Below are 26,205 nucleotides of genomic sequence, written 5' to 3' on the forward strand. Positions count from 1 at the left end.
GGACAGCACGTAGTCGCTGAAGACACCCCACTCCCACACCGGGTTGGTGGCCAGACCGTGCGCGAACTGGGCGACCAGCACGATCACGGCGACGCCCGCCACTACGCCCGCTGGGTGGCGGCCGTCGCCGTGATCGTGCTGGTCGCCCAGTTCGCGCACGGTCTGGCCACCAACCCGGTGTGGGAGTGGGGTGTCTTCAGCGACTACGTGCTGTCCGAAACGATCGTGCAGGCGGTGTGGGTGACCCTTCAGCTCACCGCGTACGCCACCGTGCTGGGCTTCCTCCTGGGCACCGTCCTGGCCTTCATGCGGCTGTCGCGCAGTCCGGTGCTGCAGACCGTCGCCTGGACCTACATCTGGATCTTCCGGTCCATCCCGATGATCGTCCAGCTGGTGTTCTGGTTCAACCTGAGCGCGCTGTACGAGAGGCTGGGCTTCGGCATCCCCTTCGGCCCGGTGTTCTGGTCCGTCGACAGCAACACCATCATCGGCACCATGGGCGCGGCCATCATCGGGCTGACGCTGCACCAGGCCGCCTACGCCGCCGAGATCGTGCGCGGTGGTGTCATCGCCGTCGACCACGGGCAGCTGGAGGCCGCCGCCGCACTGGGCATTCCTCGCCTGCGGCAGATCCGCCGGATCGTGCTGCCGCAGGCCATGCGCGCCATCCTGCCCACGGCCGGCAACGAGGTCATCGGCCTGCTCAAGGGCACCTCGGTGGTCTACGTGATGTCCATCGGCGAGTTGTTCTACCAGGTGCAGGTGATCTACGGCCGCAACGGCCGGGTGATCCCGCTGCTGCTGGTCGCCACCGCCTGGTACGTGGTGCTGACCTCCCTGCTGTCGGTCGCGCAGTACTACGTGGAGCGCCGCTACGCCCGGGGCGCCAACCGCACCCCGCGGCCCACCCCGCTCCAGCGCGCCCGCCGCTTCGTCCGCACCCTGCGCGCGGCCGCCGCCCAGCGCAACCAGCCCGTCATGCCCCTGAAGCCCTTGGGAGACAGCCGATGAGCGACGTGACGGTAGCCGTCAAGGACCCGACGCCGACGGCCGACGACGTGATGGTGGACGTCCACGGCGTTCACAAGAGCTTCGGCCCGCTGGAGGTGCTGCGCGGCGTCGACCTGAAGGTCCGCGCCGGCGAGGTCACCGTGATCCTCGGCCCGTCCGGCTCGGGGAAGTCCACGCTGCTGCGGACCATCAATCACCTGGAGAAGGTCAACCGCGGCTGGATCAGCATCGACGGCGAACTCATCGGCTACCGCCGCTCCGGAAGCAAGCTGCACGAGCTGAAGGAGAAGGACGTCCTGAGGCAGCGCACCCACATCGGGTTCGTCTTCCAGAACTTCAACCTCTTCCCCCATCTGACCGTGCTGGAGAACCTGATCGAGGCCCCCGTCTCCGCGCTGCGCCGCCCGCGCAAGGCAGCGGAGGAGACGGCCCGCCGGCTCCTCGACCGGGTCGGCCTCGCCGACAAGGCCGTCGCCTACCCCCGGCAGCTCTCCGGCGGCCAGCAGCAGCGCGTGGCCATCGCCCGCGCACTCGCCCTCGAACCCAAGGTGCTGCTCTTCGACGAGCCCACCTCGGCGCTCGACCCGGAACTGGTCGGCGAAGTCCTCGACGTCATCAAGGACCTGGCCCGCACCGGAACCACCATGATCGTCGTGACCCACGAGATCGGCTTCGCCCGCGAGGTCGCCGACACCGTGGTGTTCATGGACGGCGGAGTCGTCGTGGAGCAGGGCCCGCCCACGGCCGTCCTGGACGACCCGCAGCACGAGCGCACCCGCGCCTTCCTCTCCAAGGTCCTCTGACCGACCCTCACCCCTTTCCGCCGGCAAGGAGCACGACCATGTCCACCTCGATCACCCGCCGCACCGCCGCAGCCGCGCTCGGACTCGCCACCGCCCTCGTCCTCGCCGCGTGCGGCAACCCCGACGACGGCGGCACGACCGAGGTCGCGGCCACGTCGGGCGGCAAGACGAAGATCAACATCAGTCCGGACCAGAACCGCATCACCACCGGCAAGGTCGACTCCATAGCCGCCGAGGTCCCGGAGAAGATCCGCAAGAGAGGCACCCTGGAACTCGTCTCCTCCTCCGGCTCCGCGGCACCGCTGACCTTCTTCGCGACCGACAACAAGACTGTCATCGGCGTCGAGCCCGACATCGCCTCCCTGGTCGCCGACGTGCTCGGCCTCAAGCCGCACATCAACTCGGTCTCCTGGGAGAACATCTTCGTCGGCCTGGACAGCGCCAAGTACGACGTCGGGTTCAGCAACATCACCGTCACCGAGGAGCGCAAGGAGAAGTACGACTTCGCCACCTACCGCGAGGACAACCTGGGCTTCGAGGCGAAAAAGGGCAGCGGCTTCAAGGTCACCGGGCCCGAGGACGTGGCGGGCAAGACGGTCGCGGTGGGCAGCGGCACCAACCAGGAGAAGCTGCTCATCGAGTGGAGCAAGGAGAACGAGAAGGCCGGCCGCAAGCCGGTGAACATCAAGTACTACCAGAACGACAGCGACACCTACCTCGCCCTCCAGTCCGGCCGCATCGACCTCTACCTCGGCCCCAACCCCACCGCCGCCTACCACGCGGCCACCACCGGCAAGACCGAGGTCGTCGGCACCTACTCCGGTGCCGGCGCCACCCTCCAGGGCCTCATCGCGGCCACCACCAAGAAGGACAGCGGCCTGGTCAAGCCGCTCACCGACGCCCTCAACCACGTCATCGACAACGGGACGTACGCGAAAGTGCTCAAGCGCTGGGGCCTGTCCGACGAGGCCGTGACCAAGTCCGAGATCAACCCGCCCGGCCTGCCCAGGATCAACAAGTAGCAGACCCGGGGTGCGCATGCCGTACGCCGGCGTCAACAACACCACCGGTCGTCCGTACGTTCGCGAAGGAGTACGCGTGAACCCGTTCAGAACCCGTCATCCCGCAAGTCCCGTCCTGGTGGCGCTGGGCTCGGCCGTCCTGCTGGCCGCCTCCGTCACCGTCCCGTCCGCCGCGGCTGCCGTGGTGGAGGAACAGCCGCGCTCGTCCGTGGCGCTCGACTGGTACGACACGACAGCGGCCACCATCGCGGCGGACGCCGCCCCTACGCAGATCACGAACAGCCGGACCTGGGCCGTCAGTTGGCTCGCGGCGGCCCGAGCCACCCGTCAGGTGCCGTCCGGCGTCGACCGGGGCGACTTCCAGGACGCGGCCCTGGCGTCCGCCGTACACGACGCTCTGGTGGCGCTGGTCCCGTCCCGCACTCAGGAACTGGACGCCGCCCTGCGTACGACGCTGCAGGGCGTACCCGACGGAACGGCCGAGTCGATGGGTGTGGCGGCCGGTGCCCGCCAGGCGCGGCTGGTGCTCGCCGCCCGCGAGGGTGACGGCCTCGACCCGGCCTCGGTCAACGCGCCGTTCACCGTCCCCACGGCGGCTCCTGGAGTGTGGCAGCCGACCCCGCCCGCCTACGCCCCGGCCGCGCAGTACGGCAACCGGCTCGCCCGGCCCTTCCTGCTGGACAGCCCCGACCAGTACCGGCTGACCGCACCGCCCGCCCTGGACTCCGCGCGTCACCGCGCCGAACTGGCCGAAGTCCGCGCGTACGGGGCGGTGGACAGCACCGTACGCACGGAGAGGCAGACAGAGACCGCCACCTTCTGGCTCGGTTCCTCATTGACGCTGTACACCGAGCCACTGCGGGTGGCCCTCGCCAGGTCACCGCATGCCGGCGCCGGACGGGCCAGGCTGGTGGCCCTGTTCCACGTCGCCTCGGTGGACACGCAGATCGCCACCTCCGACACCAAGTACGCCTATCTGCGGTGGCGCCCGGTCACGGCCATCCGTACCGGTTCGATCGACCCCGACCCCGCATGGACGCCGCTGCACACCACGCCGGCCCATCCCGACTACCCCAGCGGCCACAACACGTACTCGGGTGCCGCGGAAGCGGTCCTCTCGGCGCTCGTCGGGCCGCGCACGGCGCCCTTCCGGCTGACCAGCCCCACCGCCCCCGGAGTGACGCGCACCTACACGTCCTGGAGCGGACTGTCCCAGGAGAACGTGGACGCCCGCGTGTACTCCGGCATCCACACCCGCTCGGCCGACGAGGCCGGTCTCGTCCTCGGCGAGCGGGTGGCGACGCACGCCCTGCGCAACGCCGCGCGCCTGTTCGGCACGCTGTGAACGGCACCGGCACCAGGTGCGGCCGCCCACGGAGTGTCCCTCGCCGTCACCGGGCTCGCGGTCGTAGCGGTCGGCTGTCGCGAGCACCGCACTCGGCCTGAGCCCGGTCTCGGTGGGACCCACGGCCCTGCACAGACCTCCAGCGCGTGGCAACGGACTTCCAGGAAGGCACCCACTCGTGTCCTCAACATCTCCTTCTTCCCCGCACCTTGCCGTCGCCCTGGACGGCACCGGCTGGCATCCCGCCTCCTGGCGCGAGCCGGTGGCCCGCCCGCGCGACCTGTTCACTGCCGGATACTGGGCCGATCTGGTCACCGAGGCCGAACGCGGTCTGCTCGACTTCGTGACCATCGAGGACGGCCTCGGCCCGCAGTCCTCCCACTTCCTGGACCCGGACGAGCGCACCGACCAGGTGCGCGGCCGCCTCGACGCCGTCCTCGTCGCCTCCCGTGTCGCCCCGTTGACCCGGCACATAGGCCTGGTGCCGACGGTGGTCGCCACCCACACGGAGCCGTTTCACATCTCCAAGGCGATCGCCACCCTCGACTACGTCAGCGCCGGCCGCGCCGGCCTGCGGGTGCAGATCACCGCCCGCCCGAACGAGGCCGCGCACTTCGGCCGCCGCGCCATCCCGCGCATCGCGGCCTACGACAGCCCGGCCGCCCAGGAGGTGGTGACCGATCTGTTCGACGAGGCCGCCGACTACGTGGAGGTGGTGCGCCGCCTCTGGGACAGCTGGGAGGACGACGCCGAGATCCGGGACGCCGCCAGCGGCCGCTTCATCGACCGCGACAAGCTGCACTACATCGACTTCGAGGGCAGGCACTTCAGCGTCAGGGGCCCCTCCATCACGCCCCGCCCACCGCAGGGCCAGCCGATCGTCAGCGCCCTCGCCCACCAGACCGTTCCGTACCGGCTGGTGGCCCGGCAGGCCGACATCGGCTACGTCACCCCGCACGACGCCGAGCAGGCCCGCGCGATCGTCGCCGAGATCCGCGCCGAGCAGGAGACGGCCGGGCGAGCAGGCGAACCCCTGCATGTCTTCGGCGACCTCGTGGTCTTCCTGGACGACGACCAGGCTGCCGCGGAGGACCGGCGCGCGCGCCTCGACGCTCTCGTGGGGGAGCCGTACACCAGCGACGCCCGGATTTTCGTCGGTACTGCTGATCAACTCGCCGATCTGCTACAGGAGTTGCACACCGCCGGGCTGACCGGTTTCCGGCTGCGCCCCGCCGTCGCGGGCCACGACCTCCCGGCGATCACCCGGGGGCTGGTCCCCGAACTGCAGCGCCGCGGCGCCTTCCGCCGCGCCTACGAGGCAGACACGCTGCGCGGCCTGCTGGGTCTGCCCCGTCCCGCCAACCGCTACGCCGCAGCTGCCACCGCCTGAGCCGGAGGGACGACCACGACCATGAGCAAGCCGCTGAAGCAGATCCACCTGGCCGCCCACTTCCCCGGCGTCAACAACACCACCGTGTGGAGCGACCCGAGCGCCGGCAGCCACATCGAGTTCAGCTCCTTCGTCCACTTCGCGCAGACCGCCGAACGCGCCAAGTTCGACTTCCTGTTCCTCGCCGAGGGGCTCAGGCTCCGCGAACAGGGCGGGCGGATCTACGACCTGGACGTCGTCGGCCGCCCCGACACCTTCACCGTCCTGGCCGCGCTCGCCGCCGTCACCGAGCACCTCGGCCTGACCGGCACCATCAACTCCACCTTCAACGAGCCCTACGAGGTCGCCCGCCAGTTCGCCAGCCTCGACCACCTCTCCGGCGGGCGCTCCGCCTGGAACGTCGTCACCTCCTGGGACGCCTTCACCGGCGAGAACTTCCGCCGCGGTGGCTTCCTGCCGCAGGAGCAGCGCTACTCCCGCGCCAAGGAGTTCCTGGCCACGGCGAACGAACTCTTCGACTCCTGGCACGGCGACGAGATCCTCGCCGACCAGGCCACCGGCACCTTCCTGCGGGACGCCAAGGCCGGCGCCTTCGTCCACACCGGGCAACACTTCGACATCCACGGGCAGTTCAACGTGCCGCGCTCCCCGCAGGGCCGCCCGGTGATCTTCCAGGCCGGCGACTCCGAGGAGGGCCGGGAGTTCGCCGCCTCCGAAGCCGACGCGATCTTCAGCCGGCACGCCACTCTCGAAGCGGGCCAGGCCTTCTACACCGACGTCAAGAAGCGCCTCGCCAAGTACGGCCGCCGCCCCGACCAGCTGCTGATCCTGCCCGCCGCCACCTTCACCCTCGCCGACACCGACGCCGAGGCGGAGGAGCTGGCCAAGCTGGTGCGCCGCCGGCAGGTCAGCGGCGCCACCGCCCTCAAGCACCTGGAGTTCGTCTGGAACCGGGACCTGTCCTCCTATGACCCGGACGGGCCGCTCCCCGACATCGACCCGGACGTCAGCGACGACCACATCTCCAAGGGCCGCGCCCAGGTCCGCATGTACCGCGACCCGCTGGCCACCGCCCGCGAGTGGCGCGAGCTCGCCGAGGCGAACAAGTGGTCGATCCGCGACCTGGTCATCGAGATGGGCAACCGGCAGAACTTCATCGGTTCGGCGGAGACGATCGCCCGCACCATCAACGAGTTCGTGCAGGCCGATGCGAGTGACGGCTTCATCCTCGTCCCGCACATCACCCCGACCGGCCTCGACGAGTTCGCCGACAAGGTCGTCCCGCTCCTCCAGGAACAGGGCGTGTTCCGCACCGAGTACGAGGGCCCGACCCTGCGCGACCACCTCGGGCTCACCCACCCCGACGACGTCCGTGACGAACGGGCGGCGTCGTGAAGTTCCTCGCCATCACCCTGATCGTGCACCGGCCGGACCCGATCACCGGGGTGCAGAAGACGACCCTGGACCGCTTTCGCGAGGTCCTCGCGGGCGCCCTGCTCGCCGAGGAACTCGGCTTCGACGGCTTCGAAGTGGGGGAGCGGCACGAGCGGAGGACCGGGAGCTGGTGCTGCGGGACCGCCTGGACACGCAGTTCGTCGGCTCACCGGGACAGGTGGCCGACCGCCTGCTGCAGCTCCAAGAGGCCACGGGAGCTGACGAGTTGCTCATCACGACGATCACCCACGACCACGCCGACCGGGTCAGGTCGTACGAGCTGCTCGCGTGGGAGTGGAGCCGGAGGTGAGGGATGGGCCGCAAAACGGCCTGTTGCCGGCATCATCGCGTCCGGCATCACCCCGCCCATCATGACCGCGCTGCTGGTCCTCGGTCTGCGGGAGCGGGATCTGCGTGTGCCGACCGGACATGCTCGTTCCGGATAGCAATAAGCTTGCAAGCAGGCGGAGTTGACGGCACACGTATCATGGAGAGGAAACGCGTCAACGCCCACCCCGGGCCGTGAGCCGGGTGGGCCGAGCGGGGGAAGAAAGGTGCGTGCCCGATGACGATCGGGCTTCTCTCCACGATTGCTGCGGTGATCTACGGGGGCACGGTCTCGCTCCTCGCCCTGACCGCGACCTTCGCGCGGCGCAGCACGCTGCGGCGTGAAGCACGCAGCACCCTGGCCGTCCTGGTGCCGGGACGGCCGGTGGAGTGATTGCGCCCCTTCACGAAGGGGCGTCGCAGTCGCGGGCGTTGCGCACGAACAGCCGGTGCAGATCGCGGACGGCCCGGGGGACCCGGCCGGAAGGGCGGCTCTGCAGGACCAGCAGCACGTCGGTCGCGTCGTGCGCGAGCGGCCGTACCGTGATCGCGCCCCGCCGCTCCAGCGGGTCGCCGATGACGCTGAAGTCGGGCAGTACCGTCGCCCCCAGGCCCTCGGCGACCATCAGCTTGCCCATTTCAGCGCCGTCGGTGGAGTACGAGAAGGACGGTGTACGGCCGTCGAGCAGCCGGTGCAGGAAGCGGTGCATGACGTAGCCGGACCGCATCACGACCAGCGGCTCGGCCAAGAGGCTGTCCGCGTCCACCGTCTCCAGGGCGGCCAGTGGACTGTCCGGGCGCACACACACCACCGGCCGGCCGCGCAGCAACTCGGTGGTCTCGAAGCCGGGCGGCAGGTCGTCGCCCTCGAGGTAGTTCACCAGCCCCAGATCGAAAGCGCCCTCCAGGAGCCCGCGATGGATCTCGGACTGCTGCGCGCCGACCAGCTCGACCTGGGTGTGCGGGTGCGCGGCCCGGAACTCCCGCACGGTCGGGATCACCAGGGGAACGGTGGCCGTGTTGACCGTGCCGAGCCGGACCATACGGCTGATGCGATGCTGGTCGCCGGCCGCGCTGCGCAGCCGGTCGACCGCGTCCAGTACGCCCATGATGTGCGGCAGCAGCTCCCGGCCCTCGTCGCTGACCTTCGCCCCGGACCGCTTGCGCTCCAGCAGGTCCACGCCCAGCTCGCGCTCCAGATTGCGCACGGTCTCGCTGAGCGCCGGCTGGGACAGGTGCAGTTCCTCCGCGGCCCGCCGCAGTGAACCCGACCGGGTGACGGCCGCGAGGTATTCGAGCTGTTCAATACGCACGACAGCGAGAGTGCCCACCGCCCCCGACCGGGTTCAAGGGAATCCCTGTCACAACCTCGTGAATTCCTGCTCTCAGCATGTGAAATCAGCTCCGGGCATTCTTGACCGGCCGGACTCCCCGCTGCTTTGATCGATGACATGAAGCGACAGGACCTCACGCGGCGACGCCACGTCGACCTTGCGCGTGTCTCCAGCTCCTGCTGTCGCTCTCGGGTCTGAGCACATCCGAGGGAAACCCTCGCGCTCGCGCTGATCTTTCTTCGTGAATTCCACTGCAAGCCGTTGTCCGCGGTGATTTCGGCTTTTCCCGGGAACGTCGTCCCCGCACGTCCGGATCCCGGTCACTGAACACGTTTCCCTGTCACGCATGCGCCCCTTTCGCGTGCGTACTCATGCCAGGAGTTCCCCCATGCCCGCAATCCCCGGACCCGACCCCGCCCGCTTCGCCTACTGGGTCCCCAACGTCAGTGGCGGCCTCGTCACCAGCACCATCGAGCAGCGCACCGACTGGGGCTACGACTACAACCGCGAACTGGCCGTCCTCGCCGAGAACAACGGCTTCGACTACGCCCTCAGCCAGGTCCGCTACATGGCCAGCTACGGTGCGGAGTACCAGCACGAGTCGACCAGTTTCAGTCTCGCCCTGCTGCTCGCCACCCAGCGGCTGAAGGTCATCGCCGCCGTCCACCCGGGCCTGTGGCACCCGGGCGTCCTCGCCAAGCTCGGCGCCACCGCCGACCACCTGTCGAACGGACGCTTCGCCGTCAATGTCGTCAGCGGCTGGTTCAAGGGCGAGTTCACCGCCCTCGGCGAGCCATGGCTGGAGCACGACGAACGCTACCGGCGCGCGGAGGAGTTCATCACCGCCCTGCGGAAGATCTGGACCGAGGACCACGCCGAACTCGCCGGTGACTTCTACCGGGTGCGGGACTTCTCCCTCAAGCCCAAGCCGCTGAACACCCCCGAGCGCCCGCACCCGGAGATCTTCCAGGGAGGCAACTCCACCGCCGCCCGGGCCATGGCGGGCCGCGTGTCCGACTGGTACTTCAGCAACGGCAAGGACTTCGAGGGCGTCACCGAGCAGATCGCCGATGTCCATGCCGCCGCCGCCCAAGCAGGGCGCACAGCACCGAAGTTCGGCCTCAACGGCTTCCTCATCGCCCGCGACACCGAGGCCGAGGCCCGCGACACGCTCCGCGAGATCGTCGCCAAGGCCGACACCCCGGCCGTGCACGGCTTCCGGGACGCCGTCCAGCAGGCCGGACAGTCCACCGCCGACGGCAAGGGCATGTGGCAGGACTCCAGCTTCGCGGACCTCGTCCAGTACAACGACGGCTTCCGCACGGGCCTGATCGGCACGCCCGAGCAGATCGCCGAGCGGATCGTCGCCTACAAGCGGCTCGGCGTCGACCTCTTCCTTCTCGGCTTCCTGCACTACCTGGAGGAGGTCGAGTACTTCGGCAAGCGGGTGCTGCCCCTCGTACGCGAACTGGAGGCCCAGCAGCCCGAGTCCGAGCCCGTCGCCGCCCGCGTTTGACCGCCCACGACCCGCACCGGCAGTAGAGAGGTATCCCCATGAGCACCGCCGCACCGGCCGACTGGAAGACCGCCCCCGCCCCGACCGACGCCGCCGGCTGGATCGCCCGCGCCGCAGAGGTCGCCGCCGTCCTCGCCTCCGACGCCGCCGCCCGGGACAAGACCGCCGCCACCCCGTACGCCGAGGTCCGGCTGCTGAAGGAGTCCGGCCTGGTCACCCTCCTCGGCCCCGTCGAGCACGGCGGCGGGGGCCAGGACTGGCCCACTGCCTACCGTGTCGTCCGCGAGGTCGCCAAGGCGGACGGCTCCATCGGCCAGCTGCTCGGCTACCACTACCTGTGGAACTGGGCCGCCCGGCTGGTCGGCACCCGCGAGCAGTGGGAGCACGTAGAGGCCGAGGCCGCCCGCAACCAGTGGTTCTTCGGCGGCGCGGTCAACCCGCGCGACGAGGACGTGGTGGCGAGGGACGAGGGCGACACGCTCACCTTCACCGGCCGCAAGTCCTTCTCCACCGGCAGCAAGGTCTCCGACGTCACCGTGCTGGAAGGCGTGCTGGAGGGCACCGACGACCACGTCTTCGCCATCGTCCCCTCCGACAGCGAGGGCCTGACCTTCCACGACGACTGGGACAACATCGGCCAGCGTCTCACCGAGAGCGGCGGCGTCACCATCGACGCCGTACAGGTCCCCTGGTCGGCCGCGGCGGGTTACGTCGACAAGCGGTTCCAGCCGCGCGTCTACAACACCCTCAACGTGCCGACCATCCAGCTCGTCTTCGTCAACTTCTACCTCGGCATCGCCGCCGGCGCGCTGGAGACCGCCGCCACCTACACCCGGACCAAGTCACGGCCCTGGCTGCACGGCGGCCACGAGCACGCCGTCGACGAGCCGTACGTCATCGACATCTACGGCGACCTCACCGCCAAGTTGTGGGCCGTCGAGGCCCTGGCCGACACCGTGGCCGCCGAGGGCCAGAAGCTGCACGACGACCCGGACGCGGTCACCGAACAGGCCCGGGGCGAGTTCGAGGTCCGAGTGGCCGCGGTGAAGGCCCGCGCCACAGACGTGGCCCTGGACATCACCCATCGCATCTTCGAGGTGACCGGTGCGCGTGCCACCGCCTCCGCGGAGGGCCTCGACCGCTTCTGGCGCAACGTCCGCACCCACTCGCTCCACGATCCGGTCGCCTACAAGCGCCGCGAGATCGGCCGCCACGTCCTCACCGGCGAACTGCCGCAGCCCACCTGGTACTCCTGAAAGGTCCTCGCATGACCACCATCCTCTCCATCTCCGGCAGTCCCTCCGCCACCTCCCGCACCGCCCTGCTGCTGCGCCACCTGGACGACCGGCTCACCGCGCAGGGGCACGAGGTGATCCCGTTCGACGTCCGGACCCTGCCCGCCGAGGCCCTGCTCGGGGCGGACTTCCGGCACCCGGAGATCCTCCGGGCCACCGCCCTGGTCGAGCAGGCGGACGGGGTGGTGGTCGGCACCCCCGTCTACAAGGCCGCCTACTCGGGGCTGCTGAAGTCCCTGCTGGACCTGCTCCCGCAGTACGCGCTGGCCGGCAAGACGGTGCTGCCGCTGGCCACGGGCGGCTCCACCGCCCACGTCCTGGCCATCGACTACGCCCTGCGGCCCGTGCTGAGTTCCATGGGTGCCACGCACATCGTCCCGGGCTGGTTCACCCTCGACAAGGACATCGCCGTGGGCGACGACGGCTCGCTGATCGTCGCGCCGGGCTCGGCCGAGGCGCTGGCCCAGGTCACGGACCAGTTCTCGTTCTCGCTGGGTGGCCGTACGGAACTGCTGGCGGCCACCGGATGAGCGCCCCGGTCGTGATCGGCGGCGACGGCGAGGCCCTCGCCGTCGCCGCCGAACTGGCCGCGGGCTTCCGGAAAGACGCCGCGGAGCGGGACGCGGTCCGACGGCTGCCGCACGCGGAGCTGGAACGGCTGTCCGCCTCCGGGCTGCTCGGGGTGGCGGTGCCGGCCGAGTTCGGCGGCGCGGACGTCCGTGTGGAGACGCTCGCCGAGATCTTCCGGCTGCTGGCCGCCGCCGACGCCAGTCTCGCCCAGATCCCGCAGAGTCACTTCGTCTACGTCAACGTGCTGCGTCGGCAGGGCACGCACGAGCAGCAGAAGTTCTTCTTCGGGGAGGTGCTGCGGGGCAAGCGGTTCGGCAACGCCCAGTCGGAGGCGGGTACCAAGCATGTGCAGGACATCCGCACCAGGCTCGCGCGCCGCCCGGACGGTTCGTACGTACTCGACGGCGTCAAGCACTACTCCACGGGCGCGCTGTTCGCCCACTGGATCCCCGTCCTGGCCCGCGCCGACGACGACACCCTGCACGTGGCGTACGTACCGCACGACGCGCCCGGCCTGACGGCCGTCGACGACTGGGACGGCATGGGGCAGCGCACCACGGCCAGCGGAACCGTCCGCCTGGAGTCGGTGCCCGTCCCCGCCGACCGGGTCGTACCCCACCACCTCACCTTCCAGGGACCCCAACTCCATGGTGCCGTAGCCCAGTTGCTGCACGCCGCCATCGACGCGGGCATCGCCTCCGGCGCGCTGGCCGAGGCCGTGGACTTCGTCCGCACGAAGAGCCGGCCGTGGTTCGAGAGCGGGCTGGAGACGGCCGCGGAGGACCCGCTGCTCATCCAGCGGTTCGGCGAGCTCGACCTCCGGGTCAGGGCGGCGCAGGCACTGCTGCGCGAGGCCGCCCGGACGGTCGACGCCGCCAGGGACGACCTGACCGACAACTCCGCCGCCGAGGCGTCGATCGCGGTCGCCGCGGCCAAGGTGACCGCGGCGGAGGCCGCCGTGGAGGTCGGCAGCGCCCTCTTCGAGGTCGCCGGCACCCGCGCCGCCCTCGACTCCCTGGGCCTGCACCGCCACTGGCGCGACGCCCGCACCCACACCCTGCACGATCCGGTGCGCTGGAAGGTCCAGCACATCGGCCGCTACATCCTGAACGGCACCCGGCCGCCCCGGCACGGACTGCTGTAGACCGACGACCCCTCGAACGGAGACCCCCACGTGTCCCTCACCTTCCACTGGTTCCTGCCCACCAACGGCGACAGCCGTCACGTCGTCGGCGGCGGTCACGGCACCCCGGCCTCCGAGTCCGGCCGCGACCGGCCGCCGACGGTCGCCTACCTGAGCCAGATCGCCCGCGCCGCCGAGGACCTGGGCTTCGTGGGCGCGCTCACCCCGACCGGAGCCTGGTGCGAGGACGCGTGGCTGACCACCGCCATGGTCAGCCAGAACACCGAGCGGCTGAAGTTCCTGGTCGCCTTCCGGCCGGGCTTCGTCTCGCCGACGCTCGCCGCGCAGATGGCGTCGACCTTCCAGCGGCAGACCGGAGGACGGCTGCTGCTGAATGTCGTCACGGGCGGTGAGAGCCACGAGCAACGCGCCTACGGCGACTTCCTCGACAAGGACGCCCGGTACCGCCGCACCGGCGAATTCCTGCAGATCGTCCGGGAGTTGTGGCAGGGCAAGAACGTGGACCTCGTCGGCGAGCACCTCCAGGTCGAGGACGCCACGCTGGCCCGGGTGCCCGACCCGGTCCCGGAGGTGTACTTCGGCGGCTCCTCACCGATCGCCGGCGAGATAGCCGCCCGCCACGCGGACGTCTATCTCACCTGGGGCGAGCCGCCCGCCGCCGTCGCGGAGAAGATCGCCTGGATCCGGAGGCTGGCGGCCGAGCAGGGACGCACCGTCCGGTTCGGTATCCGGCTGCATGTCATCACGCGCGACACGTCCGAGCAGGCCTGGGCGGAGGCGAACCGGCTCGTGGAGGGCTTCGATCCCGAGGCCGTCAAGGCCGTCCAGGCGGGCCTGGCCCGCAGTGAGTCCGAGGGGCAGCAGCGCATGCTCGCCCTGCACGGCGGCAGCCGGGATGCCCTGGAGATCCACCCGAACCTGTGGGCCGGAATCGGGCTGGTCCGGGGCGGCGCGGGCACGGCGCTGGTCGGCAGCCACGAGGAGGTCGCCGAGCGGATCAAGGAGTACGCGGCCCTGGGCATAGAGGAGTTCGTGCTCTCCGGGTACCCGCACCTGGAGGAGGCGTACTGGTTCGGCGAGGGTGTCCTGCCCAAGCTCGCGGCACAGGGGGTGTGGACCCACCCCTTCCGCACGGCGGCGGACACACAGCCCACCGCCCAGGTTCCCTTCGCCGGTGCCGGGAGCCCACGACGCCCCGCGTGACCGCTGACGACTCCGAGACGGTGACCGATCCCTGGGACGTCACCGGCACAGCGGTGCCGTCACTCCTCGGGAGCGGAGGCGGTGTTCGAGGGGTGTGCGGGGTGCAGTGCCTCCACCGCGGCTTCGGCGGTGCGGCGCTGCGGTGGGGGGAAGTAGTCGCGGCGCTGGATGCGGCGCAGTTCGGCGCGCAGCTTGCGCCTGCATGCTGCTGCCCGGGCCCGAGGCCCAGCAGTTGACGGTCTACACCGGCTGGCTGCTCAACGGCACCCGGGGCGGCGTGGCCGCCGGTACGCTCTTCGTGCTGCCGGGTGTCGTTGCGCTGCTCGCGCTGTCCGCCCTGTACGTCGGCTTCGGTACGACCGCCGCGGTCACCGGGCTGTTCGCCGGGCTCGCTCCTGCCGTGGTCGCCATGGTCGCGCAGGCCGTGTGGCGGGTCGGTCGCCGTTCGCTGACGCACCCACTGCTGGTCGGTCTCGCTGTGGCCTCCTTCGCGGCGTTGGCCCTGTTCCGGGTGCCGTTCCCCGTCGTGATCGTCGTCGCCGGGATGGCCGGATGGCTGATCGCCCGCTGGGCGCCCGCCGTCTTCAAGACCGCCGCCCACGGTTCCGGCGACGACGGGCCGGCCCCGCTGATTCCCGACGACGCACTGCACCACGAGCGCCCGAGCCGCCGCCGTACCACGCGCATCCTCCTGGCCGGCCTCCTGCTGTGGGCCGTCCCGGTGGGCCGTCGTGGCCGTACTGACCGGCACGGACAGCGTCTTCACCACCCAGGGACTGTTCTTCTCCGGCACCGCCCTCGTCACCTTCGGCGGCGCCTACGCCGTCCTCGCCTACGTCGCCCAGCAAGCCGTGCAGACGTACGGCTGGCTGAGCGTCGGCGAGATGGTGCGCGGCCTGGCGCTGGCCGAGACCACACCGGGGCCGCTGATCATGGTGGTGCAGTTCGTCGCGTTCCTCGGCTCCTACCGGGACCCGGGGTCCCTCGACCCGTGGACGGCCGCACTGCTCGGCGCCCTGCTGACCACCTGGGTCACCTTCGTGCCATGCTTCCTGTTCATCTTCCTTGGCGCCCCCAACATCGAGCGGTTGCGCGGCAACCGTCACGTCTCCGCCGCCCTCAGCGGCATCACGGCGGCCGTGGTCGGCGTCATCGCCAACCTCGCGCTCTACTTCGCCGAGCACACCCTCTTCACCACCGTCGACAACCGCACCTTCGGGCCGCTGCACCTGGGACTGCCGGATCTCACCACCTTCCGCCCCGTCGCCCTCGGCATCGCGCTGGTCGCCGTCGCCCTGATCTTCCCGCTGCGCTGGAGCGTCCTGCGCACCCTGGGTGTGTGCGCCGGCCTCGGGCTCGCGGCGGCCCTGGCCGGGTTGACCGGGAGCTGACCCGCGCCGGCCTCCGGGCCCTCCTCGGCGCTGCCCACCGCCTGCGCCCGCTCCCGTATCAGTCACCGACCCGACGGCTGCGAGGCACCTTTTCACATGCCGTGTTGTCCTTGGTTGTGCGGGGGCAGGCTGGTGCGGTCGTCGGCCTTGACCAGGACCACGTGGGCGAGCACGTCGTGGTCGTTGCGGGCGGCGGTTGGGGCGTATGCGGGTGCCCGCTTGGTGCATGAGCCAATACACGGTGGCGATCGAGTAGTTGCACTCCTCGGCCAGGGTGACCCAGCGAGACCACGAGGTGAAACGGCGGACCTGGCGCTCTTCCAGCGCGGCCCGCGGCTTGGGGCTGCCGCCGTAGACCTCTGTCCGGGACATGAGGACCTCGAACGCCTCCTGCCGGCGGGCAGGGCCTACGCTGTGACTCGCGGTCACCGCATGATCCGTGTCCCGCACGGAGCACGCTGCGTTCGGCCGCCGTCTCGTGCCAGGAGGACGCATGCAACGCGGTGAAGTCTGGTGGGCCGACTTCGATGAGCGACGCCCTGTCGTGCTGCTCTCGGACGAGGAGTCATCCGGGTTTCAGGCGATGCAGGTCGTTGCGCCGGCGGGCGTCGACATCAGCGGCCTGGGCGTTGAAGTGGCCGTAGGAGCCCCGGAAGGACTGCCCTTCAAAGGCGTGCTGCGGGTCGCGTTCCCGCGTCCAGGCTTTACTCCGTGCACATGGCTGACCACCGTGGCCCGGGACGACCTGATCGAGCGGGCGGGGGCGTTGTCCTCCGCGAAGCTCAGCGAGGTCGGAGAAGCCCTCCGTGCCGCTGGACAGAGGAGGGAGTGGACCCCGATGACGGCTGCCAGGATCAGCGAGATCAAAGATGCCCGCCGTCTCGAAGGACTCGAGTAGGTCCGGAACCGACCTCCATCGGCGCGAGAAGGGTCTCCAGAATGGCCGTTATGGAGGCCGCTGCCTCTGACTGCCTGCAAAGGCGGTCTTGTGAGGCGTGGGCGCCGGCTCCCGTCTCTGGTCGTGCCGTCATCGTCGGGGCGGCCCTCCGGACACCGCAACGGACCTTCCGTCAGACGGAATAGTCCGCTTACAGTGTCAGCAGTTTCCGAATCAAAAAGTGAAATCGAAACGGAATTCTGCGCTTTATTCTCGCGGAGAATTGCCTTAGGCTGGATGCATGGCAAAGACAAGAGCGCAGTTCTACGTAGTGAAGCGCGGTGACAATCTCACCAAGATCGCGCGGATGCACCACGTGACCCTGGACGAGATTCTGGAGTGGAACCCGCAGATCAAGAATCCGGACCTCATCCACCCCGGCGATCGGATTCGCGTGGCCCCGCCCCGGGAAGCGGACGAAGAGGACGGTGAGTACGAGAGTGAATGACCAGAACCGAAAAGCCGGTCGGCCCGTACGCGCAGCCGAATGACAGGCCTGCGTAACGGGCCGTCGCGGTCGGTGTGGCGCGCGTGCGAAAACGCGGGTTGCATATCTCGAGCGCAACTCGATTACGAAAGTGTCAGTCCCCGTCCGGAAGAGCACATGACGCATACTGAAGGAAAGCGGGGGCATCTCGAAAGGGCCCGCACCGCCGCCGACGAGAAATTCAGGTGCCGGGCAGCAGCGGCCGGACCTGCTGGGCCCCTGCCCGGCCCGGCACTCTCCTGGTGAAGGAACTCGCCGACGACTGATGGCCCACAAGGGCGCCTCCGGCGGGGTCAGGACGACGACATCGCGCTGGTCGTCGTCCGTCTGTGAGACGGTTTCAACGGAAGCCGTTTCCGAATCAAAAAGTGAAATTGAAACGGAATTCTCGACTTTTCCATGTCGTGTGATTCGCTTAGTGTGGACACATGGAAAAGACAGCAGAGTTCTACGTAGTGAAACGTGGCGACACGCTCAGCAAGATCGCGGTGATGCATCGCGTGACGCTGGATCAGATTCTGGAGTGGAATCCCTGGATCACGAATCCGGATCTCATTTACCCTGGACAGCGGATCCGCGTGGCTCCCCCAGAAGTGGAGGGTGATTTCGAACCTTTCCCAGGAGCCGACTTCTTCCAGTCTTCCGTGAGCAGCCCGGTCATCGAGGCCATGGGCTACCGCCTCATCGACGAGGACTGCGGGGTGTACCACGACGGGCCCGACTCGCAGTGGAGCGAAGCGGACCGGAAGTCGTACGCGAATTGGCAGTGGAAACTCGGATTCAGAGGTCAGGACGCTGACGGCATACCGGGCCGGAAGTCGTGGAACAGGCTGCGCGTACCGGCCGTCTACGAGTGACCGGAACCGCTCCGGGACGGCCATCGCGGACCGCTTGGCGCGCACGGGCGAAAACCCGGATCGCCTATCTCGAAGCCCAGCTGGAACGCGAACGTGTCAAGCCGTGCTCCGAGGACCGCAAGACGCTCGTCGAGGGAATGCGGGGCCATCTTAAAAGGGCCGGAGCGGCTGCCGACGAGGACTTCGGATGGCGGCGTGCCTGGTCCGGATCGACCGCGCGTGAGGGCGTCTGGTCGAACATACGCAGCGCGGAGGTGATGCTCCTGCAACTGGTCTCCGACGAGGAAGCCGCCGGACGTGCCAGCGAGGTCATGGCCCTGGTCGAGGACCATCTGGAAACGGACGACCCACGACGCGTCCGCCTGGCCCGGCGGCTCCGTTCCATCATCTCCGGTGAGATCTCACCGAGCGACCGTGACCTCATGGTCCGGGCGCTCGACGCCGCGTACAACGCGCTGGACGACGAGCTGGCCCGGGTGCGCAGCCTGCGCAACATCCTGTGGACCGCGACGTTCCTCGTCCTGCTCGGCGCGGCCGGCCTCGCCGTCTACGGCTGGTTCTTCCCCCAGTCGCTGAGCATGTGCTTCACGCCCAAGGTCAACCCTGGGGACACGAGCGGGATCGAGGTTGTGTGCCCCACGGCGGAGTATCCCAACGAAAAGGTGGGCACCCCCGCCAGCAGCCTGGCTCAGCCGAGGGACATCCTCACCGTCGAGATCGCCGGGCTCGCCGGCGCGGCACTCACCGTCATCGCCTCACTGCGCCGCATCCGGGGCACCGACGCTCCCTACATGCTGCCCCTGGCGTCGGCGGTGCTGAAGTTCCCCACCGGCGCCCTGTCCGCCTTCCTCGGACTGCTGCTGATCCGGGGCGCCTTCGTCCCCGGGCTCAGCGACCTCGACAGCAGGGCGCAGGTCCTCGGCTGGGCCGCGGCCTTCGGCGCCGCCCAGCACCTTGTGACCCGACTGGTCGACGACCGCGCCCAGATGACGCTGTCGGAGGTGGGCAGAACGACCGACGCCGTGATCGACCTCGAGAGAGCCGCCGTCGGGGAGCACAGCGTGCTGGGAGGGACCGGCGCGCCCGGACAGCCGACCGCCTTCCAGGACGGCGCGGGACCGCACGAAGGGCCACAGGAGGGAACCCGCGAGGGAGGGCGCGCGGACGAAGGGGCGGACGGGTTTCGCCCGAGAGCCGGGCCCTGACCGGGCGCCCGCTCACCGCTTGAGCGGCGCGTGAGCCGTCTCCGGCAACCGCAGGTACACCACCGACGACACCAGGCAGAGCACCTCGACGTACCAGGGGAACAGCCCCGGGTGCCCCAACTCCTTGAACAAGGTGCCGACGTAAGGGGCCGTGCCGCCGAAGAGGGCCACCGTCAGGGAGTACGGAAAGCCGATGCCCGCCGCGCGGACCCGGGGCGGGAAGATCTCCGCGTTCACGGCCGCGCTGATCGAAGTGAACCCGGTCAGCAGCACCATGCCCGCGCAACTCACGAGCAGCAGCACGGCGAACGAGTCCCGCAGGGTGTGCAGCAGCGGCACCGCGAGCAGCGCGAAGCCCAGGCCGAAGAAGAGCAGCAGGGGGCGGTGGCCGGTGGGGGTCCCCCCGCGTGAGCTCGACTCGAACGTGGGGGAGGTCCGACAGCAGGCCGCCGAGCGGTTGCAGCAGCGCGAAGAAGGCCAGTGAGATCGTGCCCGCGAGCAGCGCATCCGACTTCTCGATGCCCGCGTTGAGTTCGGCGTACGTCGGCAGGTACGACGTCCGCGTGTAGTACGCGATGGTGCCGCCCGCCGTGATGCCGCCGATGAGGAGCGACTCGCGCGGGTGCCTGCGCAGCGCCTCGAACAGGCCCGGGCGCGGGGCCCGCTGCTGCTCGGCGCTGCGGGTCTCCTGCGCGCCCCGCCGGATCCAGAAGCCGACCAGACTCAGCACGGCCCCGAGCACGAACGGCACCCGCCAGCCCCAGCGGTTCATCTGCCCGTCGCTCAGCGTGTCCACCAGCAGTGTCGCGACGCCGGAGGCGACCAGCTGGCCCACGGTCGTCGACACGTACTGGAAACTGGAGAACAGCCCGCGCCGGCCGGGGCCCGCCGACTCCACCAGGAAGGTCGTCGAGGCCGCGAACTCGCCGCCCGCGGAGAGCCCCTGGAGCAGCCGGGCGAGGACGAGGATCACCGGTGCCAGAACACCCACGGTCGCGTAGGTCGGAGTGAGCCCCACCAGCAGACTGCTGCCGCCCATGAGCAGGATCGTGACCGTCAGGGCGGCCCGCCGCCCGTGCCGGTCCGCGACGGCGCCCATCAGCAGCCCGCCCACCGGCCGCATGAAGAAGCCGACCGCGAACACGGCGAACGTGGACAGCAGCGGCACCAGCGAGTTGTCCGCGCTCTCCGGGAAGACCTGGGCGGCGATGTAGGTGGCCAGAAACGTGTAGGCGTACCAGTCGTACCACTCGACCCGCGTTGCCCACGGAGGCGGCGAGGAGCTGGCGAACGGGCCGTTTCGTCGGCGGGGAATCCGTCTGCGTCTCTGTCACGCCCCTCACCCTCCCTGACGACGCCCCGCCACACCCTCCGTACCGGCGACTTTCACATGAGTGTCACGCGGCCCTTCCTTGTCGTTTGGTGTCCCTGAAACACTCCTTCCGCGCAGATTCCGTCACGCTCCGGCCATCCCGTACCTCAGGATGAGAGGTCTGTCCTACATGTCCGAAGTCAACCGGCGCCGCTTCCTCCAACTCGCGGGTGCCACCACGGCCTTCAGCGCGCTGTCCGCCAGCATCCAGCGCGCCGCCGCCCTTCCGGCGAACCACCGCACCGGGTCGATCGAGGATGTCGAGCACATCGTCGTCCTCATGCAGGAGAACCGTTCCTTCGACCACTACTTCGGCACCCTGAGAGGCGTCCGCGGTTTCGGCGACCCGCGTCCGGTCACCCTCGGCAACGGCAAACCGGTCTGGCACCAGGAGAAGGACGGCAAGGAGATCCTGCCGTTCCACCCGGACGCCGACGACCTCGGCATGCAGTTCCTGGAGGGCCTGCCGCACTCCTGGCCCGACGGCCACCAGGCCTACGACGGCGGCAAGTACGACCGCTGGGTGCCCGCCAAGGGCACCACGACCATGGCGTACCTGACCCGCGAGGACATCCCCTTCCACTACGCCCTCGCCGACTCCTTCACCGTCTGCGACGCCTACCACTGCTCGTTCATCGGCTCCACCGACCCGAACCGCTACTACATGTGGTCGGGTTACACGGGCAACGACGGCACCGGCGGCGGCCCGGTCCTCGGCAACGACGAACTCGGCTACGGCTGGACGACCTACCCCGAGCGCCTGGAGCAGGCCGGCATCTCCTGGAAGGTCTACCAGGACATTGGCGACGGCCTCGACGCGAACGGCTCCTGGGGCTGGATCCAGGACGCCTACCGCGGCAACTACGGCGACAACTCGCTGCTGTACTTCAACAAATACCGCGACGCCAAGCCCGGCGACCCCTGGTACGACAAGGCCCGCACCGGCACGAACGCCAAAGCCGGCGACGGCTACTTCGACGTGCTGAAGGCGGATGTGAAGGCCGGCAAACTGCCCCAGATCTCCTGGATCGCCGCCCCCGAGGCCTTCTCCGAGCACTCCAACTGGCCCTCGAACTACGGCGCCTGGTACATCGCCCAGGTCCTGGACGCCCTCACCTCCAACCCGGAGGTCTGGTCGAAGACCGCCCTGTTCATCACCTACGACGAGAACGACGGCTTCTTCGACCACGTGGTGCCGCCGCTGCCGCCCAAGGACGCCTCCCGCGGCCTGTCCACCGTCGACGTCTCCCCCGACCTCTTCCCGGGGGACGCCAAGAACACCGCCGGTCCCTACGGCCTGGGCCCCCGGGTCCCGATGCTGGTCGTCTCCCCGTGGAGCAAGGGCGGATACGTCTGCTCCGAGACCCTCGACCACACCTCGATCCTGCGGTTCATGGAGCGCCGCTTCGGCGTGCGCGAGACCAACATCTCGCCCTGGCGCCGGGCCATCTGCGGTGACCTCACGTCCGCGTTCGACTTCTCCCGCATGGACGCCCGCCCGGCCCCGCTGCCCGGCACCGACGGGTACGAGCCCCAGGACCGCGAACGCCACCCCGACTACAAGCCGGTCCCGCCCGCCGACCCGCGCATGCCCCGGCAGGAACGCGGCCTGCGCCGCTCCCGTCCGCTGAAGTACGCCCCCCGCGTCGACGCCTCGGTGGACACGGCGGCCGGGAAGCTCACCCTCACCTTCGCCTCCGGCGCGAAGGCCGGCGCCGCCTTCCACATCACCTCCGGCAACCGCACCGACGGACCCTGGATGTACACCACCGAGGCCGGCAAGACGCTCTCCGACACCTGGAACGCGGCGTACTCGGCGGGCTCCTACGACCTGACCGTGCACGGCCCCAACGGCTTCGTGCGGGTCTTCAAGGGCGTGAACAAGACCGCCGGTTGCGAGGTCACGGCACGCCACGCCGGTGACGACATCGAGCTGACCTTCACCAACAAGGGCTCCGGCACGGCCCGTCTGAAGCTGTCCAACGGGTACGGCGGACGGCCCTCGACCGTCACCGTGCGCCCGGGCGCGACGGTGCGCCGGACCGTGGAACTCGCCGCCGGCCGCCGCTGGTACGACCTGACCGTCACCGCCGAGGACGACAAGGCGTTCCTGCGGCGGTTCGCGGGGCATGTCGAGAACGGGCAGCCGGGGGTGAGCGACCCGGCGATCATCACCGCGTAGCGGGAGTGAGGTGCCCCGGATCGTGCGGCCGGGGCACCAGCGCCGGTTCGGCCGTCGCCGAGCCGGGCTCCAGCGCCAGGACGGCGGCCACCGGATGGTCGTCGTCCACCGGGGCGGGCGCGGGTGCCGCCCGGCTGAGCAGCACCACGCCCCAGGACGCCAGAGACGCCCCGGCGAGCGCGAGCAGCACACCCGCCGGGCCGCCCTGGAGGCGTTCGCCCAGCAGCGACAGGCCGATCACCGCGGCGCCCAGCGGGTTGGCCAGCGTCACCATCGCGAGCGGTCCGCCCAGGCCGCCCCGGTACGCCGTCTGCGACAGCAGCAGTCCGCCGGCCGCGAAGGCCGCCACGAGCAGGGCCACTCCGACCACCTGGACGCTCAGCACCGGACCGGACCGGTCCGTCGCGGCCACCGTCACCGTCTGGGTGAGGGCCGAGGCGACCCCGGAGGCCAGCCCCGACGCGGAGGCGTGCCGCAGCCCGGGGCGGGCGCCCGGCCGGGACAGCACCCCGATGAGGGCCGCGGTGGCGCCCGCCACCGCCAGCGCCTCGGGAACGCTCAGCACGTCGTCCGGCTCCGGACCCGACGCGGTGACCAGGATCGCGCCGAGGCCGAGCAGCGTCAGCGCGGTGCCCTTCCACTCGACCGCGCTGACCCTCCGGCCCGCCAGCCGCGCCCCCATCGGCACCGCCGCGACCAGGGTGAGCGCGCCGAGCGGCTGCACGACGGTCAGCGGACCGTAGCGCAGGGCCACGACGTGCAGCAGCGCGGCCGACGCGTTCAGCCCGACCGACCACCACCAGGCGCCGCTACCGAGCAGCCGCAGCGTGCCGGCGCCGGGGGAGCGGGACGCGAGCCGCTCCTGGGCGACCGCGGCGGCCGCGTAGGCGACGGCGGAGACGAGGGACAGGGCGACGGCGATCAGCACGGCGTTCATCGGCCCGCTCCCACGAGTGTCTGCTCGTCCCGCTGGGCCGGTACGAGGCTGCCCTGCGCACGTCCGGCCGTGGTCGCCGTGCGGTGGGGCACGTGGATCACCGCGAGCGCGAGGCCGAGCAGGGCCGCCGCGACGACCGCGTCCAGCCAGTAGTGATTCGCCGTACCGACGATCACCAGCAGCGTCAGCAGCGGATGCCACAGCCACAGCCACCGCCACCGGGAGCGCGTCGCGACGATGACGCCGATGGCCACCATCAGTGCCCAGCCGAAGTGCAGCGACGGCATCGCCGCGAACTGGTTGGACAGGGAGTCGGTCGTGGGATCGCCGTACACCGAGGGCCCGTACAGCCGTGCCGTGTCGAGCAGACCGGTCGCCGCCGGCATGCGCGGCGGGGCGAGCGGGAAGAGCAGGTGCAGCGCCAGGGCCGCGGCGGTGACCGCGGCCAGCACCCGGCGGGCCCAGACGTAGTGGGCCGGGCGGCGCAGATAGAGCCAGATCAGGAAGGCGGCGGTGGCAGGGAAGTGGACGGCCGCGTAGTAGGTGTTCGCGAGCTGCACCAGGCCGTCGCCGTGCAGCAGCAAGGACTGCACCGCCCCCTCGCCGGGCAGATGGACCGCTCGCTCGAATTCCCACACGCGGTGTGCGTTGTGGAAGGCCTCACCGGTGTGGCCCGTGGCCAGCTGCCGGCCGAACTTGTAGACGAGGAAGAGCCCTGCGACGAGCAGGAGCTCCCGGACGAGCGGCGGTCGCGCTATCGCGTCGGACCCCGCCGGTGCAGGCTCGGTGCGGGCATTCATCCCCCGGCCCCTTCGGTGACGGTGGTGCTGTTATCGGTACGAGAGCGTACCGATACGCCAGTGTACCGATACGGCTGCGTACCGGTACACTGGCGTATCGATAGACGAGGAACACATCGCGAGCCGGGAATTTTCCGGCCGCCCCGACGAAAGCCAGGAGCACCGCCCATGACGTCGCAGGCTGCGGACCGGCCCGAGCCGGTCGGTGTCACGCGCCGCTCCAAGATCACGCCCGAGCGTGAGCAGGAGTTCTACGACGCCGTGCTGGAGCAGCTCCGGGAGTGCGGCTACGACTCCGTCACCATGGAGGGGATCGCCGCGAGCACCCGGTGCAGCAAGTCCACGCTCTACCGCCAGTGGAAGACCAAGCCTCAGCTGGTGGCGGCGGCGCTGCGCTCGCACCGGCGGACCCGCTGCATCGACACCGGCTCGCTCGCGGACGACCTGCGTGAGGCGGCCCGGGCGGCGGGAGAGCTGTCGGGCCGGGACACCAAGCTCCTCCAGGCGCTCGTGCACGCGGCCCCGCAGGACCCGGAGTTGCAGCGCGCCCTGCGCGAGGCGCTGATCGAGCCGGAGATCGCCGCGCTGAAGGAGATCATCCGGCGCGGGGTCGAGCGGGGAGAAGTGCCGGCCGACCACCCGGCGCTGGAGTACATCCCGGCGCAGATGTTCGGCGTCCTGCGCATCCGGCCCGTCCTGGAGGGCCAGTACGCGGACCCGGACTACCTGGTCCGTTTCGTGGAGGCGGCCGTGTTGCCGGCGCTGGGCCTGACCTGAGACCCGGGCCGCCGTCCGCCGGATGACCGGACGGTGACCCGACCGCGCCGACCCGTGGGGACGGGGGCGGCGCGCACCCCCCGGCCGGGTGGGGTTCCCCTGTGAGCGGCGGGGGCGCCCCACCCGGCCGACCGGCGTGTACGGGGCGCTCGCTCGCGGTCAGATGTCCCGGCCGTTGCCGCTGCCCGTCGCCACCTTGATGCCCTTGGTGATGTCGTCGAGCACGGTCTCCTTCTGGTCCGCGTCGACGCCGAACCGCACGACCACCATCTGCTTGGCGTTGGCGGGGGAGGGGAACGCGAGCGACTCGACGATGCCGTCGGCGCCCTTGCTCGTGACGGCCTTCCAGCGGACGGAGTAGCCCTTCTGCCCGGCCACGGTCACGGCCTTGGCCTCCAGCACGTCGTGGGAGGTGATCCCGCCGTAGGACTTTCCGCCGTAGGACTCCTCGGCGTTCTTCGCGATGTCCGCCTTCGCGATCTCCTCGGCCGTGGCGCCCTTGGCGCCGAGCAGCAGGGCCGGGGCCGAGTAGGCGCCGCCCTTCGTGCAGGTGGAAGCGGTGTCGCCGGGGCACTTGTAGGACTCGTCGGACGTCACCTGGGCGCCGACGTTGGCCTGCTGGCCGTACCAGCCCTTCGGGATCGGCAGGCTGATGCCACTGACCCTGTCGGTCACCGACCCGCTCCTGATCTTCGGCGGCTGGGACTGCTCGGGCTGCGGGCTCTGCCCACCGGAGCCGCCGTCGCCACCTTGATGCCCTTGGTGATGTCGTCGAGCACGGTCTCCTTCTGGTCCGCGTCGACGCCGAACCGCACGACCACCATCTGCTTGGCGTTGGCGGGGGAGGGGAACGCGAGCGACTCGAC

At 70.2% G+C, this 26,205-nt stretch carries 24 protein-coding genes and 4 pseudogenes; 23 read left to right on the top strand and 5 right to left on the bottom strand.

The window, feature by feature from the left end; genetic code table 11:
* Positions 1–57: 57 nt before the first annotated feature.
* The 9 genes and pseudogenes from K4G64_RS26385 to K4G64_RS26420 all read left to right on the top strand — a co-directional run bounded on the left by K4G64_RS26385 (position 58) and on the right by K4G64_RS26420 (position 7,726).
* Positions 58–1,011, top strand: a complete 954-nt coding sequence (locus K4G64_RS26385; RefSeq protein ID WP_221758494.1) for an amino acid ABC transporter permease — start codon at positions 58–60, stop codon at positions 1,009–1,011.
* Between the two features lie 50 nt (positions 1,012–1,061).
* Positions 1,062–1,814, top strand: a complete 753-nt coding sequence (locus K4G64_RS26390; protein ID WP_221758514.1) for an amino acid ABC transporter ATP-binding protein — start codon at positions 1,062–1,064, stop codon at positions 1,812–1,814.
* A 38-nt stretch (positions 1,815–1,852) separates the two neighbouring features.
* Positions 1,853–2,836: an ABC transporter substrate-binding protein gene (locus K4G64_RS26395; RefSeq protein ID WP_221758495.1), complete on the top strand. Its 984-nt coding sequence runs from the start codon at positions 1,853–1,855 to the stop codon at positions 2,834–2,836.
* Positions 2,837–2,912: 76 nt separating this feature from the next.
* The gene (locus K4G64_RS26400) at positions 2,913–4,181 is read left to right on the top strand and encodes a vanadium-dependent haloperoxidase (protein WP_308122497.1); all 1,269 of its coding nucleotides are present in this window, start codon (positions 2,913–2,915) and stop codon (positions 4,179–4,181) included.
* Between the two features lie 178 nt (positions 4,182–4,359).
* On the top strand, positions 4,360–5,571 hold the full coding sequence (locus tag K4G64_RS26405; protein ID WP_221758497.1) for an LLM class flavin-dependent oxidoreductase: 1,212 nt from the start codon (positions 4,360–4,362) through the stop codon (positions 5,569–5,571).
* Between the two features lie 21 nt (positions 5,572–5,592).
* Positions 5,593–6,966, top strand: a complete 1,374-nt coding sequence (locus tag K4G64_RS26410) for an NtaA/DmoA family FMN-dependent monooxygenase (RefSeq protein WP_221758498.1) — start codon at positions 5,593–5,595, stop codon at positions 6,964–6,966.
* Positions 6,963–7,121 (top strand): annotated as a pseudogene (locus K4G64_RS40485) (LLM class flavin-dependent oxidoreductase); the annotation flags it as partial. The gene K4G64_RS26410 and the pseudogene K4G64_RS40485, both read left to right, overlap by 4 nt.
* 2 nt (positions 7,122–7,123) lie before the next feature.
* Positions 7,124–7,315, top strand: a pseudogene (locus K4G64_RS26415) (LLM class flavin-dependent oxidoreductase); the annotation flags it as partial.
* 255 nt (positions 7,316–7,570) lie between these two features.
* Positions 7,571–7,726, top strand: coding sequence for a hypothetical protein (locus K4G64_RS26420; RefSeq protein WP_221758499.1), 156 nt, complete (start codon positions 7,571–7,573; stop codon positions 7,724–7,726).
* Positions 7,727–7,736: 10 nt separating this feature from the next.
* Here K4G64_RS26420 and K4G64_RS26425 read toward each other — a convergent pair whose 3' ends face one another.
* Positions 7,737–8,645, bottom strand: coding sequence for a LysR family transcriptional regulator (locus K4G64_RS26425; RefSeq protein WP_221758500.1), 909 nt, complete (start codon positions 8,643–8,645; stop codon positions 7,737–7,739).
* Positions 8,646–8,783: 138 nt separating this feature from the next.
* Here K4G64_RS26425 and K4G64_RS41510 point away from each other — a divergent pair, with 138 nt between their 5' ends.
* The 12 genes and pseudogenes from K4G64_RS41510 (at position 8,784) to K4G64_RS26480 (ending at position 19,271) form a co-directional block, all read left to right on the top strand.
* A complete protein-coding gene (locus tag K4G64_RS41510; RefSeq protein ID WP_374206451.1) occupies positions 8,784–8,864 on the top strand; it encodes a putative leader peptide in 81 nt (26 codons plus the stop codon).
* Between the two features lie 190 nt (positions 8,865–9,054).
* Entirely contained in the window at positions 9,055–10,182 is a 1,128-nt protein-coding gene (gene sfnG / locus K4G64_RS26430; protein WP_221758501.1) for a dimethylsulfone monooxygenase SfnG, read from the top strand.
* A 38-nt stretch (positions 10,183–10,220) separates the two neighbouring features.
* Entirely contained in the window at positions 10,221–11,438 is a 1,218-nt protein-coding gene (locus K4G64_RS26435) for an acyl-CoA dehydrogenase family protein (RefSeq protein ID WP_221758502.1), read from the top strand.
* Between the two features lie 11 nt (positions 11,439–11,449).
* A complete protein-coding gene (gene ssuE, locus K4G64_RS26440; protein ID WP_221758503.1) occupies positions 11,450–12,007 on the top strand; it encodes an NADPH-dependent FMN reductase in 558 nt (185 codons plus the stop codon).
* Complete coding sequence (locus K4G64_RS26445; protein ID WP_221758504.1) at positions 12,004–13,191, top strand: SfnB family sulfur acquisition oxidoreductase; 1,188 nt, start codon at positions 12,004–12,006, stop codon at positions 13,189–13,191. The genes ssuE and K4G64_RS26445 overlap by 4 nt, the downstream gene beginning before the upstream one ends.
* 30 nt (positions 13,192–13,221) lie before the next feature.
* Entirely contained in the window at positions 13,222–14,394 is a 1,173-nt protein-coding gene (locus tag K4G64_RS26450) for an LLM class flavin-dependent oxidoreductase (RefSeq protein WP_221758505.1), read from the top strand.
* 202 nt (positions 14,395–14,596) lie between these two features.
* Positions 14,597–14,890: pseudogene (locus K4G64_RS41515) on the top strand (chromate transporter); the annotation flags it as partial.
* A gap of 235 nt (positions 14,891–15,125) precedes the next feature.
* Entirely contained in the window at positions 15,126–15,785 is a 660-nt protein-coding gene (locus tag K4G64_RS26460; protein ID WP_221758506.1) for a chromate transporter, read from the top strand.
* 493 nt (positions 15,786–16,278) lie between these two features.
* Positions 16,279–16,683, top strand: a complete 405-nt coding sequence (locus tag K4G64_RS26465) for a type II toxin-antitoxin system PemK/MazF family toxin (RefSeq protein WP_221758507.1) — start codon at positions 16,279–16,281, stop codon at positions 16,681–16,683.
* A 280-nt stretch (positions 16,684–16,963) separates the two neighbouring features.
* Entirely contained in the window at positions 16,964–17,170 is a 207-nt protein-coding gene (locus K4G64_RS26470) for a LysM domain-containing protein (RefSeq protein ID WP_221758508.1), read from the top strand.
* A gap of 467 nt (positions 17,171–17,637) precedes the next feature.
* Positions 17,638–18,066: a peptidoglycan-binding protein gene (locus tag K4G64_RS41520; RefSeq protein ID WP_221758509.1), complete on the top strand. Its 429-nt coding sequence runs from the start codon at positions 17,638–17,640 to the stop codon at positions 18,064–18,066.
* On the top strand, positions 18,063–19,271 hold the full coding sequence (locus tag K4G64_RS26480; RefSeq protein ID WP_308122498.1) for a hypothetical protein: 1,209 nt from the start codon (positions 18,063–18,065) through the stop codon (positions 19,269–19,271). Before K4G64_RS41520 ends, K4G64_RS26480 begins: the two co-directional genes overlap by 4 nt.
* Before the next feature lie 12 nt (positions 19,272–19,283).
* Here K4G64_RS26480 and K4G64_RS26485 read toward each other — a convergent pair.
* Positions 19,284–20,605 (bottom strand): annotated as a pseudogene (locus K4G64_RS26485) (MFS transporter).
* Between the two features lie 168 nt (positions 20,606–20,773).
* Here K4G64_RS26485 and K4G64_RS26490 point away from each other — a divergent pair.
* Positions 20,774–22,825, top strand: a complete 2,052-nt coding sequence (locus K4G64_RS26490) for a phosphocholine-specific phospholipase C (RefSeq protein WP_221758510.1) — start codon at positions 20,774–20,776, stop codon at positions 22,823–22,825.
* On the opposite strand, the gene K4G64_RS26495 is transcribed toward K4G64_RS26490, so the two are convergent.
* Positions 22,815–23,762: a hypothetical protein gene (locus K4G64_RS26495; protein WP_221758511.1), complete on the bottom strand. Its 948-nt coding sequence runs from the start codon at positions 23,760–23,762 to the stop codon at positions 22,815–22,817. The two genes, K4G64_RS26490 and K4G64_RS26495, sit on opposite strands and share 11 nt — an antisense overlap.
* The gene (locus K4G64_RS26500; protein WP_221758512.1) at positions 23,759–24,562 is read right to left on the bottom strand and encodes a phosphatase PAP2 family protein; all 804 of its coding nucleotides are present in this window, start codon (positions 24,560–24,562) and stop codon (positions 23,759–23,761) included. The genes K4G64_RS26495 and K4G64_RS26500 overlap by 4 nt, the downstream gene beginning before the upstream one ends.
* 168 nt (positions 24,563–24,730) lie before the next feature.
* Between K4G64_RS26500 and K4G64_RS26505 the strand changes: the two genes are divergently transcribed.
* Positions 24,731–25,339, top strand: a complete 609-nt coding sequence (locus tag K4G64_RS26505; protein ID WP_221758513.1) for a TetR/AcrR family transcriptional regulator — start codon at positions 24,731–24,733, stop codon at positions 25,337–25,339.
* 159 nt (positions 25,340–25,498) lie between these two features.
* Here the strand turns inward: K4G64_RS26505 and K4G64_RS26510 are convergent.
* A partial coding sequence (locus K4G64_RS26510) for a hypothetical protein (RefSeq protein WP_260461008.1) occupies positions 25,499–26,205 on the bottom strand: 707 nt, incomplete at its 5' end.

Source organism: Streptomyces sp. WAC04114, from assembly GCF_019733245.1.
Classification (GTDB): domain Bacteria; phylum Actinomycetota; class Actinomycetes; order Streptomycetales; family Streptomycetaceae; genus Streptomyces; species Streptomyces massasporeus_A.